The organism is Flaviflexus massiliensis, from assembly GCF_001375495.1.
Lineage (GTDB): Bacteria > Actinomycetota > Actinomycetes > Actinomycetales > Actinomycetaceae > Flaviflexus > Flaviflexus massiliensis.
Window position 1 is genome coordinate 1,500,744 of record NZ_LN831058.1, and the last position, 17,121, is coordinate 1,517,864.

Here is a 17,121-nt window from a genome sequence, read left to right on the forward strand (position 1 = left end):
AGCCCCATGAGTGTGAAAACTGAAGACGTGGCAACAAAAGATCAGCCGATTGGCTGGAACGAGGTGATGCCGCGTCACGCGCTCATCACAATCGTCAGCCTGGGACTGGTGTACGGACTGTTTGAGATCACCGGCCATCACGTCAATGCCGTCGTGCTCGCCATCATTGCCATGGCCGCGCTCTGCCTCATCAAGGTTCCGGTCACGATCGCACTCCTGGTAGCTGCGATGCTAGGCGGTTTGCAGGCGGGCATGGGAGTTGAAGGCTCCCTGACTGCCTTCAACGACAACCTCCTTGTTGGCGCACAGGTTGGTCTCACCTACATCATGGTCGGTGCTCTAGCCGTTGCACTATCCCGCAGCGGACTGATCGAAATGTTCGCGACTTGGGTCTCGCGCAAGGTCGGAACCGACGAAGGAAAAACGTCGACCGGCGTGAAGTGGGCCCTGTACGGAATTCTTATTCTTGCCTCACTCCTGTCACAGAACCTCGTCCCGGTTCACATCGCCTTCATCCCCATCCTCATCCCACCCCTCCTCGGAGTGTTCAACAGATTGCAGGTTGATCGGCGTGCAGTTGCGTGCATCCTCGCTTGCTCGATGAGTGCCTCGTACCTGCTTCTTCCCACCGGTTTTGGTGCGATCTACCTGAACGAGATCCTGCTGGCTAACGTTAACGAGTTCGGTGCCAAACACGGCCTCACCGCCACCGCCACCATGGCTCCCAAGGCCATGTTCTGGCCCGTCATGGGCCTCGTGGCCGGCATGATCGTCGCCGTCACAATCAGCTACCGCAAGAAGCGCACCTACGAAGCACCCGTCCGGGGCTCCGTCGTGACGGAGGCTACCGAAACAACGTCGATCAGGCCGTTCCCGCTGATCATGACCGCGGCAGCACTTGCTGCCGTTCTCTACTTCCAGATCGCCTTCGACTCGCTCCTGCTTGGAGCCATGGTCGGCTTCATTCTGCTCAGCATCGGCGGCATTTTCCGGTGGAAGGAGCAGGATGATGTCTTCACTCAGGGCCTGCTCATGATGGCAACGATCGGTGTCATCATCACCGTTGCCTCCGGCTTCGCGGGCCTCCTTGCCGAGACCGGTGATATTGAGCCCCTCATTAGTGCCACCGCAGATTTTGTTGGTGGTAACAAGGTGTTCGGTTCCTTCCTCATGCTTGCCATCGGCCTCTTCATCACCATCGGCTTCGGTGACTCCTTCGCATCCGTTCCGATCCTCGCACCGATCTACATTCCGCTCGCACTCGAGCTCGGATTCAGCCCTCTGGCCACGATCTGCCTCCTCGGTGCAGCAGCCGCATTGGGTGATGCCGGGTCACCAGCCTCGACGATCTCCCTCGGAGTGACGGCGGGTCTGAATGCTGATGGGCGGCACGACCACATCAAGGACTCCGTTATCCCCACCTTCCTGCATTGCAACATCGGCATGCTTCTCTTCGCCTGGATCGCGGCACTGATGCTATAAAACAGTTCCCCTTCCTGTCCGTCAGTAGACAGGGGAATCGAGATGCTCGTGGGCCCGTCAATGACGGGCCCGCAGTCTTATCTCTAAGAACTTCTACGACTCAATCATCGCGAACCGGGTTCTGTTCAACCTGAGTATTCTTGAACTCTCACGAGTAAGGGAGCATTGTTCCTGGTATTTACCGGTTGGGGAGTGGGAGCCGGGCGCGCAGCTACTAATCGGAAATTCGAACACCTGGTTCGGATTACACAAATCGAAAACTGATCCCCCTGTTCGCCGTTTGTCAGGCGACTGGGGGATTTGTTTGTGACAGGCTCGGTCAACGAATTGTGTAACCTGCAAGCCAATCCCCAGTGATTTCGCAATCGCCCTATCGCAGTTTCTCTATCTGAGCCGAGCTGCGGACCGTAGCCTACTAATTGATCGCTTGGGCTTCGGAAGTGAGGTGCTGGTTGACGGGTACCGGACGGGGGTGGAGGGTGGAAATGCCCCAGGTGACCGTCATGACAAGCAGTGCCGCCAGCACCATGTGGACTGCAACGAGAGCCTCGGGAAGGTTCGTTGCGTGCTGAATATAGCCGACGATGCCCTCGAGGATCGTAACGGTGAGAATGCCGTACCAGGCTTTCTTCGCAGTCTCGACGTCTGTCGTGGGGTGAGTTTTCTGGTGGCGAATGATGAGAACGAGGCCGATGAGGGTGATGGCGGTGAAGAGCCATGCCGATCCGGAATGGGTGCGGGTGATGGCAACGGTATCCATCGCCCACCGGTAGGGAGCATTCTCATCACCCGAGTGCGGGCCGGCACCCGCGACGACAACACCGAGACTGACGAGCAGGGTCGCAGACAGGCCGAGAACAATGCTGAGCGGACGGGTGAAAAAAGCGAGCTGGATGGGCTTCGTATCGGGACTCTCAAGACGCCAAATCAGGTAGGCGGAGACCGCGACGAGAGCGAGGGAGATCAGCATGTGGCTACCAACAACGGCAGGATGCAGATCAACCCAGACGGTAACGCCGCCAACAACAGCCTGGAGAATGATGCCGGCAAGGGGCAACCACGACAGCTTCTTGATCTCGGGACGCGAAGCGGTTGGTTCTCTCTTGTAGACGGCAACAATGAGGAGCACGGCAATGATGCTGAGCACGAACGTGAGAAGCCTGTTGCCGAACTCAATGTACGGGTGGATGGTTAGTGCTTCGTGGAACTCTGGGGTGAAGCTACCGGGTTCGCACATGGGCCACTGGGAGCATCCCAGTCCTGAACCGGTGAGACGAACGAGTCCGCCGGTGAGAATAATGCCGATCTGTGCAATGAGATTCGCTATCGCGAGATTACGGGTGGTCTTGTCGACGTACATGTTTTCCTACTTTGAGTCCCACTGGAAGCGGGAGGCTGCGAGCAGACCCCCACCCACTGCCCATCCTGCCAGAACAACGAGATAGTTCAGGTATCCCTCACCGCTCGCAAGGGAGCGGAGTCCCTCACCAAGAGCGCCCGGGGGAGTGTAGCTCAGGACAGTTCCCCACCAGGACGGATACTCAGACAAGGGGAGGAGCAGTCCTCCGAGTCCGGCCATGACCACCCACAGCAGATTCGCGACAGCGAGCACAGCTTCGGGCTTCATCGTGCCGCCAATCAGTAGCCCGAGTCCGAGGAAACCGGCGAGCCCCAGAATGAGGAACAGGGCGCCGGGAGCAACCGCCCCCACATTGATCCCGAAGCCAAGGAACAGTCCGACGAGGGTGAGGATGGCGGCCTGGACGAGGGCGACGATGGTGATGGCACCGAACTTGCCGGCGAACAGGCCGCGGGCACCGAGTGGCGTTGTGGCAAGCATGCGGAGCACGCCCCAGCGCCGATCAAAAGCCACGGCAATCGCCTGCGAAGAAAACGCGGTGGACGCCCATGCGAGCGCCAGAGCCGAGGCGTATGCGAGATTGATGGGCAACGACTGCCCGCCGATGACGGGAACCTTGGTCAGAGTAACGAGAGCTGCAATGGGAAACAGAATGTTGAGAAGAAGCTGTTCCCCGTTGCGGAGAATCGTGGCTGTCTCAAACTTTGTTTGTGCGAGGACTGTCATACCGTCTCCACCAGGTCAAAATAGAGATCTTCAAGGGAGCGGGCGCGCAGGGCAACACTGACATCGAGGATGCCGTGATCGGTGAGAACGGCTGCTACGCGGCCGAGGTCTTCCGTGGTGGCGGCACCGTCCCGATACATTTCCAGATAGGAATCCCGAATCCGGGAACGGAAGCCCGGCAGGGCACCCGTGAGAAGCGATTCGATCTGAGCGGCTGAGTCCGACTCGATCCAAATGGAACGCCCACCGAGGAGACCGTCCGCCGGGCCATCAGCAATGATGTGCCCACCCCTCATGACAATCACCTGATCCGCCAGTGCCTCTGCCTCATCCATCTGATGCGTGGTGAGCACGACCGTGGTTCCAGAGTCAGCGAGATCCCGCACGATTGCGTGCATGGTGCGCCGCGAGGCGGGATCCATGCCGGCCGACGGTTCGTCAAGGAAGACAAGTTCAGGATTACCGACGAGTGCGCAGGCCAGTGAGAGCCGTTGGCGCTGACCACCGGAAAGGTGCCGCACCTTCGTGTTCGCATGTTCCCTCAAGGCAAGCAGGTCGAGGAGCTCGTCAACTGAGCGGGGGTTGCGGTGCAGGCGTGAGATGTGCGTGAGGACGGTACCGGCCTTGACTGCCTGGGGGAGTCCGCCATCCTGCAGCATGACTCCGACGCGCTCCCTAATCTCGGCATCCTCGCTGACTCTGTCACGCCCCAGCACCGTAATGGTTCCGGACGTGGGGGTGCGGAGCCCCTCACACGATTCAACGGTCGTCGTCTTCCCAGCCCCGTTCGGACCAAGGATCACCGCGATACGACCCGATTCAACGCTAAACGACACGTCATCAACGACAGTGCGATCGCCGTAGGTCATGACGAGGTTCTTGACCTCGAGTGCGTGCGTGAACATGACTCCCATTGTAGGACGTGCGGCAGGCAGTCTCGGACGGGGTGATCATCGCCTCATTAAACACTGATAGGACGGTGATAATTCTTCGTTCGAGACAGGCTCCACGTTCGGTATGCTTGCAATTACGTAAATAAGCAAGGAAACTGTTGTGTAAAGAAGTCGAGTGAAAGGAGGAGGTTATGACAGTCGTTCAGGAACCAGAATCCGGCACGAGAGACACAATTTTAGAGCTCATCGTTGAGCGAGGACCGATCACGGCCGCCAGTCTCGCAAAGATTCTTTACCTCACACCAGCAGCTGTTCGCCGGCACATCGGTGTGCTCGAAGAAGACAGCCTCATCGAGGTGCACGAAACCGGCCCCTCAACGAAGGCCCGCCGCGGACGCCCTGCCCGTCACTACGTTGCCACGAAGGATGGGCAACTGCAGCTGACCAACGAATACTCCGAACTTGCCGCCCACGCGCTCTCCTTTATCCGCCAGTCACTCGGTGACGACAAGGTCGAGAAGTTCGCGACCGAACGGAGTAACGAGCTTGAACGCCGCTACAGCAAGGACCTCAACCAGGTAGGCGAGGATCCCGCAGCGCGCGCCAAAGTGCTCGTGAAGAAGCTCTCACAGGACGGCTACGCAGCATCGCTCCGCAGCGTCGGCCCGAGGGGAATGGCGCTTCAACTCTGCCAGGGGCACTGCCCGGTCCAGCAGGTTGCTGGAGAGTTCCCGGAACTGTGCGAGGCGGAGACTCAAGCATTCTCACGACTGCTTGGCGTTCACGTCCAGAGACTCGCTACGCTTGCTGGCGGAGACCACGTTTGTACTACCCATATTCCACTGCTGATCCCATCCCGCTCCGCGGGAAAACCAACGCGTAACAACGCAACGGAAGGAAATCAATGACACAGACACGGCCTGATGCCGGTGTCGGCGAGCCGATGACACAGGAAGAGACGATCGCTTCGATCGGCAACTACAAGTTCGGCTGGCATGACTCTGATGATGCGGGTGCGAATGCGCGCCGCGGTCTGAACGAAGATGTGGTTCGGAGCATCTCTGACATGAAGGACGAGCCCGAGTGGATGCTCGAGCGTCGCCTCAAGGCACTGAAGCTCTTCGACAAGAAGCCGCTTCCCATGTGGGGTGCTGACCTGACCGATATTGATTTTGATCAGATCAAGTACTTCGTGCGCTCCACGGAGAAGCAGGCCACGTCGTGGGAAGACCTGCCGGAAGACATCAAGGAGACCTACGACCGTCTCGGTATTCCCGAGGCTGAGAAGCAGCGTCTCGTTGCAGGTGTTGCTGCTCAGTACGAGTCCGAAGTGGTTTACCACCAGATCCGCGAGGACCTCGAAGAGCAGGGTGTCATCTTCCTCGATACCGACACGGCTCTCAAGGAACACCCGGAGCTCTTCAAGGAGTACTTCGGCACCGTGATCCCTGCGGGCGATAACAAGTTCGCTGCACTCAACACCGCCGTGTGGTCGGGTGGCTCCTTCGTGTACGTCCCGCCGGGCGTTCACGTTGAGATCCCGCTCCAGGCCTACTTCCGTATCAACACGGAAAACATGGGTCAGTTTGAGCGCACTCTGATCATTGCTGATGAGGGCTCCTACGTTCACTACGTTGAGGGCTGCACGGCACCGATCTACAAGACCGACTCCCTGCACTCGGCTGTTGTCGAAATTATCGTGAAGAAGGACGCTCGCGTCCGTTACACGACGATCCAGAACTGGTCGAACAACGTCTACAACCTCGTCACCAAGCGCACCACGGTGGAAGAGGGCGGCACCATGGAATGGATCGATGGCAACATCGGCTCCAAGGTCACCATGAAGTACCCCGCTGTCTACCTCATGGGTGAGCACGCACGCGGCGAGACCCTGTCCATTGCCTTCGCGGGTGAGGGACAGCACCAGGACACCGGTTCGAAGATGGTGCACATGGCTCCCTACACGTCCTCGTCGATCGTGTCGAAGTCCGTTGCACGCGGTGGTGGCCGCGCCTCCTACCGCGGTCTTGTCCAGGTCATGCCCGAAGCCGAGCATTCGAAGTCGACCGTGCTCTGTGACGCGCTCCTTGTCGATACCGAGTCCCGCTCCGACACGTACCCGTACGTGGACGTCCGCGTTGACGATGTTGAGATGGGCCACGAGGCCACCGTCTCGAAGGTCTCGGAAGACCAGCTGTTCTACCTCATGTCGAGGGGCATGGAAGAAGCCGAAGCTATGGCAATGATTGTCCGTGGCTTCGTTGAGCCGATCGCTCGCGAGCTTCCCATGGAATACGCCCTCGAACTCAACCGTCTCATCGAGCTTCAAATGGAAGGAGCCGTCGGCTAATGACGACGAACTTGTCTACCGATCATTCGCGCGCCGTTTTGGCAAACGACGACCCGACGCTGAACAAGCAGGTTATCGGGACGTCCCGTGGCGACCGTGAATCCTCGTTCAACCTAGCCGACTTCCCGGTCCCCAACGGATCCGAAGAGGACTGGCGCTTCACTCCCGTACGGGAACTCGCCCCCTTCTTCGTTGATAAGCTCGAAGGCACCAAGCCCCAGGTAACCGCTGAAGGCGTCGAGCTTGAGATCGTGAGCCGCGACGATGCTCGCATCGGAACCATCCAGGCACCCGGCGACCGCTCCGCGGTCGTGGCCTGGAACAGCACCGAGCAGGCGCACGTCGTCACCGTTGCTGAAGAGGCTGAAGTTGAGGGTCTCATCAAGGTGACCGGCCAGGGCGGCGATCCCTCCGCACTGCACTTCCACATCGTGGCTGAGAAGAACTCGAACTCGACCATCGTCGTTGCTCACGAGGGTGACGGACAGCTGTCCGAGACCATCGAGATCGACGTCAAGGACGGCGCACACCTCACGTTCGTGACGGTGCAGGAGTGGGAGGATGACTCCATCCACCTCGCCAACAACCGCCTCCGCCTCGGCAAGGATGCTTCCATCCGCCACATCGTTGTCACCCTCGGTGGCAAGATCGTCCGCATCACAACCGATGGTGAATACACGGGCACGGGTGGCGACATGGAGCTGCTCGGCGCGTACTACACGGACGCTGGACAGCACCAGGAGCACCGCCTCTTCGTCAACCACAGCGTTCCGGACTGCCGCTCGAATGCCACCTACAAGGGTGCCCTCCAGGGCCAGGATGCTCACGCCGTATGGATCGGCGACGTCCTCATCGACGTTGCAGCAACCGGTACCGACACCTACGAGCTCAACCGCAACCTCGTCCTCACCGAGGGCGCGAAGGCCGACTCGGTTCCGAACCTCGAAATCAAGACGGGCGAAATTGAGGGTGCTGGACACGCATCTGCAACCGGCCGTTTCGACGACGAGCAACTGTTCTACCTGCAGGCACGAGGCATCCCGGAGGATATCGCGCGCCGCCTTGTCGTCCGTGGCTTCTTTGCCTCCCTCATCAACCAGATTGGTGTTCCCGCCATTCAGGAGAAGCTGATGGAAGCAATCGAAATCGAACTCGACCAGACAATGGCTGGCGTCGAGGCATGACATACCAGGTTGTGTGCCAAGAAACCGATCTTGAGCCGGGCGAAGTCGAACAGGTCACCATCAACGGGATGGACCTGGCGATCGCCCGCGACTCGGACGGTTCCTGGCACGCGCTCTCCGATCTGTGCACGCACGGCAACGTGTCGCTGTCGGACGGGGATGTGGAAGATGGGGGAATCGAGTGCTGGAAGCACGGCTCCATCTTCGACCTGCGCACCGGTAAGCCGCGTCAGTTGCCTGCCATCCACCCTGTGACCGTCTACGCGCTCAAGCTCGAATCAGGCAACGTGCTCGTCGACACCAACAGTCCTCTGAACTAAATCTTTAAAAACAAGAAAGGGACCCCCGTGTCCAAACTGGAAATTAAGAACCTCCACGTCTCGGTCGAGACAAATGAAGGCGACAAGCCGATCCTGCACGGCGTTAACCTCACCATCAACCCCGGTGAGATCCATGCCATCATGGGCCCCAACGGCTCCGGAAAGTCCACCCTCGCCTACGCTCTCGCTGGCCACCCCAAGTACACGATCACCGAGGGTGAGGTTCTCCTCGACGGTGAGAACATCGTGGAACTGACCGCTGACGAGCGTGCCCGTGCAGGTCTCTTCCTCGCCATGCAGTACCCCGTCGAGGTTCCCGGCGTGACCGTCTCGAACTTCCTCCGTACCGCCAAGACCGCCATCGACGGCGAAGCCCCCGCGCTCCGCACCTGGGTTTCCGACCTCAAGGAGTCGATGTCGAAGCTGCGCATGGACGACGATTTCGCACAGCGTGACCTCAACACCGGTTTCTCCGGTGGTGAGAAGAAGCGCAACGAGATCCTGCAGATGGAGCTCCTCCAGCCCAAGTTCGCAATCCTCGACGAGACCGACTCCGGCCTCGACGTTGACGCGCTCCGCATCGTCTCCGAGGGTGTTAACCGCGTGCACGAGGCAACCAACAACGGTATCGCTCTCATCACCCACTACACCCGCATCCTCCAGTACATCAAGCCCGACCACGTGCACGTGTTCGCCAACGGCAAGGTCGTTGACTCGGGCGGCGCAGAGCTCGCACAGCGCCTGGAAGACGAAGGCTACGACCGCTACCTGTGAAAGAAGTCCACATGACCACTCCCGTCCCGATTTCTGATTTCCCGATCCTGGCACGCCAGGGCAGGGGAGGGAATCGGCTTGTCTACCTCGATTCCGCAGCAACCTCGCAGCGGCCCATGCCGGTCATTGAAGCGGAACGCGAGTTCCTCACGACCGCGAATGGCGCTGTGAAACGCGGCAGCCACCTGCTGGCGGAGGAAGCGACCGAAGCGTACGAGAACGCTCGCGCCAAGGTTGCCTCCTTCATCGGGGCAGACACCGACGAAGTGGTGTGGACCAAGAACTCAACAGAGGGTCTCAACCTCATCGCCTACTCCCTGTCGAACGCAACGGCAGGGAGGGGTGGTGCGGCCACCCAGCGCTTCGCGTTGAAACCCGGTGACAACATTGTTGTCACCCGTTCCGAGCACCACGCGAATCTCGTACCCTGGCAGGAATTGTGTGCTCGCACCGGAGCCCAGCTCCGCTGGCTCGACGTCCTCCCCATGGGAGGACCGGACCAGGGCAGGCTCGACCTGTCCACCCTCAATGTCATCGACGAGAACACGAAGGTTGTGTCCTTCGCGCACGTCTCGAACGTGACCGGTGCGATTGCACCCGTGGACGAGATTGTTGCAGCTGCCCGTGCAGTCGGCGCCCTGGTCGTCCTTGATGCTTGCCAGTCGGTGCCGCACTTCCCGGTCAACATGACGGACCTGGGCGTGGATGCTGCCGTGTTCTCGGGCCACAAGATGCTTGGCCCCACCGGTATCGGCGCCCTGTGGGCCAAGGCCGAAATCCTTGATGCCCTGCCCGTTTTCCTCACCGGCGGATCCATGGTCGAAGTGGTCACCATGGAAGAAACGACGTATGCGAAGGCTCCTGCGAAATTTGAGGCGGGAACGCAGATGGTGAGCCAGGCAGTGGGCCTGGGTGCCGCTGTCGATTACCTGAATAAGGCTGGCATGCCGACCATTGCCGCCCACGAACACGCACTGACCGAGCGGATCCTTGAGGGGATCACGCACATCGACGGTGTGCGAGTCGTCGGACCTACGAGCGCTGAGGACCGTGTCGGTGCGGTTGCCTTTGTTGTTGAGGATGTTCACCCGCACGACGTGGGCCAGGTGCTTGATGCTCGCGGTGTAGAAATCCGTGTTGGTCACCACTGTGCGCAACCCATCCACCAGGTGTTCGACACCTTTGCCTCGTCACGCGCTTCCGTTGGCCCGTACAATACAGAGGCGGACGTTGACGCGTTCCTCGACGCCCTTACGGGTGTCCGTTCCTACTTTGGAGTGTCATGAACGAACTAGACCAGCTCTACCAGGCCATCATTCTGGACCATGCGAAAGCGCGCCACGGTCACGGAATTTTGGAGAACCCGGACGGTGAATCGTTCCAGGTCAACCCGACGTGCGGCGATCAGGTCACGGTTCAGGTCAATATGGATGGCGACACCATCTCCGAGCTTGTGTGGGACGGGAAAGGCTGCTCCATTTCCCAGGCCTCCATCTCCGTCATGTCACAGCTTGTCGAAGGAAAGACAGTTACGGAAGCAAACGAGCTTCTTGATCTTTTCTCAGAATTGATGAACTCGCGGGGTAAGGGGATCGACGACAGCAAACTGGACCGTCTCGAAGACGGATCGGCCTTTGTTGGGGTCGCCCAGTTCCCTGCACGTATCAAGTGCGCACTGCTTGGCTGGATGGCGATGCGCGATGCAACAATCAAGGCCAGCTCAATGAAAGGAGAAGGCCAGTGAGTGAACTCACCGTAGCCGAAATTGAGGAGGCTCTGCGAGACGTGATTGACCCCGAACTCGGTGTCAATATCGTTGACCTCGGACTCTTGTACGGCATCACCCTCGACGGTAACGCTGCCATCATCGATATGACCCTGACGTCTGCGGCATGCCCGCTGACCGACGTCATCGAAGATCAGGCAGTGCAGGCTCTCGAAGGGCTCGTCAGCGAAGTCCGACTCAACTGGGTGTGGCTGCCGCCGTGGGGTCCCGAGAAGATCACCGCGTCAGGCCGTGAACAGTTGCGTGCCATCGGCTTCAACGTTTAACCACATCGCCTCCCACGTGCTCGCACGCGGGAGGCATTGTCTTAGCTGTGGGCGGGACGAGAAATCGTTCCGCCCACACCCATGTCCGCCTCCTAGAACATCAAGACCTGGTCTCTTTTTAGATCTGAGGGACCGAACCCATGAACCGGCAGGAGGTCCAAAGAGGGAAGGTGAATCAGACCCTGAGACGCCTCGGCGCCATGCCAGGTGCTGGCTCCTTCTGAGAACCGTTCGGGTCCAGGAAGTGCTGTTCCCAGCTCACGTGCCAGCCGGCAACAAGCCTCTACCTCCATTGAGCCGATGTAACCCACAGCGCACGAGTGGTTCACCTTCAAGGCGGGGGAGGAACGACCTCGGAAGGGCACAGTGAATGCCGTGGTCGGGTTCGCTCAAGTGACAGATCTGCTGTTGACAACAGGGCACTGTGGCTAGGCACAGTACGGTAGCGGAGAGTCTCCACATCAGCTGTTGCGGTGCCGGAAATTCGGTTTTTTGGCGCTGCCGTAAGTAAATAAGACATGTGGACAGATGCTGATGGGGCGCTACTTTTTCCGAGGTAGGTATTTCGTCCCTTGCCCATTGCTGGCATCAAGAAAGCTGGACGAATTCGCCCTTTCGGAATAAACAGGTCACAAGGTAACGAGAAACACACGTTCACTTTCCGCCCAAGATCGCATGACTGAAGCCATTCACCAGGCGGTGGCAGCTCGAACTAGGCGAATTGATGACCTGTCGCTTATCACCGGTTGATGAGACTCACCACTAAATAAGCCGAAAAATCGGACAATCTAGACAGTGCTCAAACACGCCTTGTCGATTGGGAAACTGTTCAATGAGATCGAAGGCTCTAAAAGACCGTGTTTCACCGCTTTAATGTTGTATAGCTATGCAAATGACTACATTCCCCGAAACCGCATTTATCAGACACAGTGTCTGCAACTTACTTCTTGGTAAGAATGGTGTTAATATAAGTGGATTGAATCGCTGACCACATGCTTTGCATCTTTGAGTAAATGAGCTACAAAGCAATTGGTGGCAACTTTTGACCTATAGTTGTCAATTCAAGCAATTGATATTTTCATTCGGGGATGTAAAGCCATTCCTGCTGAAAAGCTACCGCTCTGCAATTGGTTGAGACCGTCCGGCAAAAACCTGGTAGAGTTTAACCGCAGGCGGTCTTACGATGAACTCCGTCTTACGATGAACTCCGTCGAAGCAGCCGGTTAATCAAACCTGCTGTTTTCCATTCTAGTTAAACCCCTAAGAAGATCCAGGAATCATTTTTTCATGAGAAAAATGCCCGTATTCGGGTGGCGTCAGCACTCCCATTTTTACCAGAGCCTTATTGCCTTGGTAATTTCCGTGACCCTTGTGGTGGTTTTTGCTGCCCAAGCGTTCGCGACCGGTGCTGACGATGTCGTTGATCCTTCGTCCACCTCGCCTACCGATGAGTCGGTAGCTTCTGCTGGCAATGATGAGGAACCAAGCGAGATAGCAGATTCTCAGTCTGGGGGAGATGCTGCTTCGACAAACCCGGAAACCGAACCAAGCGACGCCGTAAGCGAAGCCCCGGCCCTGATCCAGCAGCGCAAGGTGGAGACCGAGCCAATGTGCGAGCCCGGCTACTCATTCGGATTCGGACGCTCGGGACAATTACAGCAGGTTGCACCTGACGGCCAGATCACCAACCTTGGCCGGCCAGCTTCTTCCGGCACTGACTTTAATGGGCTAGGGATCGGTACTGAAGGCCACATCTACTCAATCCTCCGTTCATCAGATACTTCAGGTACGTCTCGTAATGCCAGGGTCTACTCCTACGATGTGAATTCTGGAACTTGGTCGTCTACAGGGGCAAGTACAGCGAACCTCAACGGACAAAGAAATACTGAAACTAATCTTGTTGCAGGTGCAGTCGACCTTTCCTCAAACCTCTACTATTTCGGAGGTTACACGAGCAACGGCAATTTCAAGGTTTACGAATACAATCCTTCCGCCTCTACGAAACTGAGGCTTAAAGGCACGGTTTCCACGAATGGTGGTAGCTCCTCGAACGGTGGTAGCCCCTTGAATGGTGACATGGCCTTTGACGGAGCTGGAAACCTCTACATTCTTCGTGGCGTAAATAACAACGTCACGATCTTCTCGGTGACCGCAGAGAATTTCCGTCAAGCCAACGGCGGAAAGATTCCGGCCTCACAATCAGCAAGCTTCAGGGCAATGGATAGTGTAAATGGCCTGGCATTCGACTCCGACGGCAAGGCCTACGTCTCGTCAAATAACGAAGTGCGGTCATACGATATGCCCGGCTGGGAGAATGGTAAGACTGTCACGAGTAATCTGGTGAACTCCGGTGACCTTGCTAGCTGCTCTTCGCCGCCTACGATCACGATCGAAAAGTACATTGATGGTGAGCGTGTGTCGAGCACTGACCAGTTCACCCTTACCCTGAGGCAGGGTAGCCGCACCATTGGTACGGCGACGACTGAGGGTAAGGCAAGTGGGATCCAGTCGGAACGCGTGGGTCCTCTCCCGACTGTGCGTGGTGTTCCACTGACTTTCAGCGAATCAATTTCATCGGGCGGAAACCTTTCGAACTACGCCTCGAGCTACCGCTGCTTTGTTGACGGCGTGCTCGACTCGAGTGCGAGTGGGAACGGCACGTCAGGAAGGATCACGATTCCCTACGGCGCAGACTCTGTTCTCTGCTCGTTCTACAACAAGCCGCTCGTTGCTGACATCACCATTGAGAAGCGCGTGGCTGACTCTTTGGGTGAGAATCCTGCGCCAGCAGGCGGATGGGATTTGACGACGAAGCTCAAGTCTTCCACCTCTGGCCGAGCAACCCTCGTCGGCACAGAGACCCAGAAGTCGTCGAGCCAGGGACACGCCAGCTGGTCGGTTCGTTTCACCTCGAATTCTGATCGAGCAACGATTTCAGTTTCTGAGCTCCAGCAGCCCGGATTTGAGTTTGATTCAGGCCAGTGCGTCATCACCCACCTGGATGGCTCGACCAACAATGTCGTACTCACGAGTGAGGCAGCCAAGGACCTGACTGGGATTGCGCCCGGTGACAGCATCAACTGCACGTATGTGAACGCACCAAAACCCGGCGTGCTAACGATCGACAACCTGTTTGACGAGTCTGTCCCGAACGGCTCGGGTAACATCCCCTTCTCCGGTGCTTACGCCTGTGTTCTCAACGAACAAACCGTTGCGAGCGGTACTTGGACCGTGAACGGTGAAGGCGGAGCAACGCTGGTGGCGGATGAGGGATCGCGAAGCCCAGACCGGATCCCGGCCGGGTCCGAATGCTCCATCACCCATGCCCCAGAGGGCGGTACCAGCGACGGGCTTCCTGATAAGTCTTACACCTGGAAACCGGGTGTTGCGGGACCTGCGGTAACAATTGCTTCCGGGACTACCTCGAACCTCACTGTCACGAATGCAGTTGATCGGGTGTACGGTGCATTTGCGATTCGTGAAGTCCTCCCGACCCATGGTTTCCCCGAATCAAGTGGCGGCGTTGTCGAGGGTACCTGGACGTGCACCGCCGGCAACGAGACCATCACCGGCTCCTGGGGCCCCCTTGCTCGCGGGGAAGTCTGGAGCTCGGAAGGGCAGCAGATCCCACTCGGAGCAACATGCGAGGTGGAAGCGAAGCGCATCGCCAACCCTGGTAATGGTTACGAATGGGACGGAGCCCCCAAGGTTACCGCGCCCGTCTCCGCAACGGATTTGGCAGACTTGTCCGATGCCACGATCGTCGTATCGAACGAGGTGCGCATCCTGCCCGGCACCGTCAGCTGGTCAAAGGTTGACCCGGATGGAAACCGTCTCTCGAATTCGGAATGGACGCTGACAGGACCCACGCAGTTCAACAACGGCCAACCTCTCACCATCCTCGACTGCTATGCGGGCGCCACCGAACTGTGCGCACAGACAACCGACACGAACACCAATAGTGGCGAGTTCACGATTACCAATCTTCCGTGGGGTGACTACACGCTGACCGAAGCGAAGGCACCGGCCGGCTACTACAAGCTGAGTAATCCCATCACATTCAAGATTGGCGCCAGCGAGCTGGTCATTGATCTTGTGGCCATCCCGAACACCCCCATGGCGTCACCCGAGTTGCCGCTGACCGGTGGGATCTCACGAGACCACTACACGATCACCGGGATGCTTCTGGCGGCCGTGGGAGCCACCTTCCTGTGGCGGACCAGGCGTAGGACAGCCAGGAGGTCATGACCTCGAACGTGCTGCCTCAACAAGTGCAGTGACCAAAGACGACAAACCTAGTCACTTTGGGTCGCATCCCGCGACCCGACCGAACAACCAACCCCAGTCCACCCCCAATAGGTTTCAACTATTCAACACCTTCGTTTCGTAGATCGGTGAATGCCGGTCACAGGAAACACAGAGATCGACCGCACAGGTCTCAAGAAAGGAATCGGTTTCATGACCGTTAAGAACATGCTGCGGAGGGTAACCGCAGGAACAGGTGCCCTCATGCTCGCGCTTGCAGGCGGAGTTGCTACCGGCACGGCAGCTTCGGCTGCCACCGCTGGCCCCGGCCAGCCCGGCGCACCTGATGCAGGTACGCTGACGATCAACCTCTACGAGGGTGGAACGGGCCAGGATCTTGAAGACCTCAAGGGCAAGGAAGGCCTATCAGATGTCGAGTTCACCGTGACCCAGGTTGGTCGCATGAACGGCGGCACCTGCGCACCCATTGACCTTACGAAGGCTGGCCAGTGGACCGGCCTTGACGCACTGTTTGCGTCCGCTCCGGCTGCGCCCGCTGGCGACTTCTGCGTGACCGACACGAAGCAGGTCAAGGCCACCAACAAAGCAGGCCAGGTTACCTTCGAGCTTGGTCTCGGTGTTTACTTTGTTGAAGAGTCCGGCCACGGTGACAACAATGTTGTCTCCGAAGTCCCGAACTTCTACGCCTCCATCCCCACCTCCGAAGGCACCAGTGGGAACGGCTGGAACTACAACGTCGTCGCCAACCCCAAGAACCAGCTCATGGGTAAACCAAGCAAGGTCATCTCGGAGCGGCCCAATGCTCTGACCGTTGGTTCCACTGTCAAGTGGACCATCACGATCCCCGTTCCTTCGCTGAACAATAACGAGACCTTCAACGAAGCCGTCATCACCGACTCGCTCGATTCTCGCCTGTCTCTCGTCAAGGGCTCAACCTCACTGACCGTTGGTTCGACCACGCTCACGGAAGGCACCCACTTCGACGTGTCGGGTAATGCGGTGTGGACGCTGAACGAGGCGGGCCGCCAGGTCCTCGATGAGAACATGTCCGGCACCATGACCCTCACCTTCGATACCACCGTCAACACAATCGGTGAAGATGGTGCGATCGCTAACACGACCGACAACTACTACACCACCTTCAACCGCACCACCGTGAACGGCAACACGAGCGCCTACACCTACTGGGGTCAGATGGAGATCAGGAAGGTCGATGACTCCAATGACCCGCTTCCCCTCCAGGGTGCAGAGTTCCAAGTTTACGAGCCGGTCAACAACCAGTGCTCGACCTCCGTTCCGGAGACCGGTCTCATCGCAACCGGTGTTTCTGGCGATGATGGTGTTGTTTCCTGGGATCACAACCAGGGTTCTAGCCTTGGCCTGTGGGTAGCGAACTCGAACCAGGGTCCGGCTGATCCGACCCCGACCAAGGACTACTGCGTTTACGAAACCATTGTCCCCGCGGGCCACACTGGCGTCGCAATCAACAATCCCGTGACCATCACCCCCGGTGAAAAGTCCATCAAGAAATTTGACGTTGTCAACGCAAAGACCGCGGGCCCGAATCTGCCGCTGACGGGTGCGCAGGGCACGATCCTCATGACAGTGGCGGGCATTCTCCTTGTCGTCGTCGGTGGCGGCGGAATGTACCTGGCTCGTCGCAAGAAGAGCTAGCATTCACCTGATGTAGCACAGTGAGGTGGTGCCGGGAGAA

The 17,121-nt window shown here is 58.2% G+C and carries 14 protein-coding genes; 11 read left to right on the forward strand and 3 right to left on the reverse strand.

The window, feature by feature from the left end; translation table 11 throughout:
* Nucleotides 1-6: 6 nt before the first annotated feature.
* On the forward strand, nucleotides 7-1,482 hold the full coding sequence (locus BN1241_RS10870) for a Na+/H+ antiporter family protein (protein ID WP_077138370.1): 1,476 nt from the start codon (nucleotides 7-9) through the stop codon (nucleotides 1,480-1,482).
* Between the two features lie 415 nt (nucleotides 1,483-1,897).
* Here the strand turns inward: BN1241_RS10870 and BN1241_RS10875 are convergent, their stop codons facing one another.
* Genes BN1241_RS10875 through BN1241_RS10885 form a run of 3 tightly spaced genes read right to left on the reverse strand, consistent with a single transcriptional unit; the run spans nucleotide 1,898 to nucleotide 4,473 of the window.
* Nucleotides 1,898-2,842, reverse strand: a complete 945-nt coding sequence (locus BN1241_RS10875; protein WP_054953589.1) for a COX15/CtaA family protein — start codon at nucleotides 2,840-2,842, stop codon at nucleotides 1,898-1,900.
* Between the two features lie 6 nt (nucleotides 2,843-2,848).
* Entirely contained in the window at nucleotides 2,849-3,568 is a 720-nt protein-coding gene (locus tag BN1241_RS10880; RefSeq protein ID WP_054953590.1) for an ABC transporter permease, read from the reverse strand.
* Nucleotides 3,565-4,473 carry an ABC transporter ATP-binding protein gene (locus tag BN1241_RS10885; protein ID WP_054953591.1) on the reverse strand — a complete coding sequence of 303 codons (909 nt, stop codon included), beginning with the start codon at nucleotides 4,471-4,473 and terminating at the stop codon, nucleotides 3,565-3,567. Before BN1241_RS10885 ends, BN1241_RS10880 begins: the two co-directional genes overlap by 4 nt.
* Before the next feature lie 179 nt (nucleotides 4,474-4,652).
* Here BN1241_RS10885 and BN1241_RS10890 point away from each other — a divergent pair, with 179 nt between their 5' ends.
* The 10 genes from BN1241_RS10890 to BN1241_RS10935 all read left to right on the forward strand — a co-directional run bounded on the left by BN1241_RS10890 (nucleotide 4,653) and on the right by BN1241_RS10935 (nucleotide 17,081).
* Nucleotides 4,653-5,369: a helix-turn-helix transcriptional regulator gene (locus BN1241_RS10890; protein ID WP_054953592.1), complete on the forward strand. Its 717-nt coding sequence runs from the start codon at nucleotides 4,653-4,655 to the stop codon at nucleotides 5,367-5,369.
* Nucleotides 5,366-6,811 carry a Fe-S cluster assembly protein SufB gene (gene sufB / locus BN1241_RS10895; protein WP_054953593.1) on the forward strand — a complete coding sequence of 482 codons (1,446 nt, stop codon included), beginning with the start codon at nucleotides 5,366-5,368 and terminating at the stop codon, nucleotides 6,809-6,811. Before BN1241_RS10890 ends, sufB begins: the two co-directional genes overlap by 4 nt.
* Entirely contained in the window at nucleotides 6,811-7,995 is a 1,185-nt protein-coding gene (gene sufD / locus BN1241_RS10900; protein WP_054953594.1) for a Fe-S cluster assembly protein SufD, read from the forward strand. Before sufB ends, sufD begins: the two co-directional genes overlap by 1 nt.
* Complete coding sequence (locus tag BN1241_RS10905) at nucleotides 7,992-8,315, forward strand: non-heme iron oxygenase ferredoxin subunit (RefSeq protein WP_054953595.1); 324 nt, start codon at nucleotides 7,992-7,994, stop codon at nucleotides 8,313-8,315. The genes sufD and BN1241_RS10905 overlap by 4 nt, the downstream gene beginning before the upstream one ends.
* 27 nt (nucleotides 8,316-8,342) lie before the next feature.
* Nucleotides 8,343-9,089 (forward strand): Fe-S cluster assembly ATPase SufC, encoded by a 747-nt coding sequence (gene sufC / locus BN1241_RS10910; protein WP_054953596.1) that lies wholly within the window; start codon nucleotides 8,343-8,345, stop codon nucleotides 9,087-9,089.
* Between the two features lie 11 nt (nucleotides 9,090-9,100).
* Nucleotides 9,101-10,375, forward strand: coding sequence for a SufS family cysteine desulfurase (locus BN1241_RS10915; protein WP_054953905.1), 1,275 nt, complete (start codon nucleotides 9,101-9,103; stop codon nucleotides 10,373-10,375).
* Entirely contained in the window at nucleotides 10,372-10,833 is a 462-nt protein-coding gene (gene sufU, locus BN1241_RS10920; protein WP_054953597.1) for a Fe-S cluster assembly sulfur transfer protein SufU, read from the forward strand. The genes BN1241_RS10915 and sufU overlap by 4 nt, the downstream gene beginning before the upstream one ends.
* Nucleotides 10,773-11,141 (forward strand): metal-sulfur cluster assembly factor, encoded by a 369-nt coding sequence (locus tag BN1241_RS10925; protein WP_230198343.1) that lies wholly within the window; start codon nucleotides 10,773-10,775, stop codon nucleotides 11,139-11,141. Before sufU ends, BN1241_RS10925 begins: the two co-directional genes overlap by 61 nt.
* Nucleotides 11,142-12,503: 1,362 nt before the next feature.
* Nucleotides 12,504-15,389: a DUF5979 domain-containing protein gene (locus BN1241_RS10930; RefSeq protein WP_054953599.1), complete on the forward strand. Its 2,886-nt coding sequence runs from the start codon at nucleotides 12,504-12,506 to the stop codon at nucleotides 15,387-15,389.
* 210 nt (nucleotides 15,390-15,599) lie between these two features.
* Nucleotides 15,600-17,081 carry a SpaH/EbpB family LPXTG-anchored major pilin gene (locus tag BN1241_RS10935; protein ID WP_054953600.1) on the forward strand — a complete coding sequence of 494 codons (1,482 nt, stop codon included), beginning with the start codon at nucleotides 15,600-15,602 and terminating at the stop codon, nucleotides 17,079-17,081.
* The last annotated feature ends 40 nt before the right edge of the window (nucleotides 17,082-17,121 follow it).

Coding starts and splice junctions, on each gene's coding strand:
- BN1241_RS10870 (WP_077138370.1), top strand. CDS start 7: ATGAGTGTGAAAACTGAAGACGTGGCAACAAAAGATCAGCCGATTGGC.
- BN1241_RS10875 (WP_054953589.1), bottom strand. CDS start 2,842: ATGTACGTCGACAAGACCACCCGTAATCTCGCGATAGCGAATCTCATT.
- BN1241_RS10880 (WP_054953590.1), bottom strand. CDS start 3,568: ATGACAGTCCTCGCACAAACAAAGTTTGAGACAGCCACGATTCTCCGC.
- BN1241_RS10885 (WP_054953591.1), bottom strand. CDS start 4,473: ATGTTCACGCACGCACTCGAGGTCAAGAACCTCGTCATGACCTACGGC.
- BN1241_RS10890 (WP_054953592.1), top strand. CDS start 4,653: ATGACAGTCGTTCAGGAACCAGAATCCGGCACGAGAGACACAATTTTA.
- sufB (WP_054953593.1), top strand. CDS start 5,366: ATGACACAGACACGGCCTGATGCCGGTGTCGGCGAGCCGATGACACAG.
- sufD (WP_054953594.1), top strand. CDS start 6,811: ATGACGACGAACTTGTCTACCGATCATTCGCGCGCCGTTTTGGCAAAC.
- BN1241_RS10905 (WP_054953595.1), top strand. CDS start 7,992: ATGACATACCAGGTTGTGTGCCAAGAAACCGATCTTGAGCCGGGCGAA.
- BN1241_RS10915 (WP_054953905.1), top strand. CDS start 9,101: ATGACCACTCCCGTCCCGATTTCTGATTTCCCGATCCTGGCACGCCAG.
- sufU (WP_054953597.1), top strand. CDS start 10,372: ATGAACGAACTAGACCAGCTCTACCAGGCCATCATTCTGGACCATGCG.
- BN1241_RS10935 (WP_054953600.1), top strand. CDS start 15,600: ATGACCGTTAAGAACATGCTGCGGAGGGTAACCGCAGGAACAGGTGCC.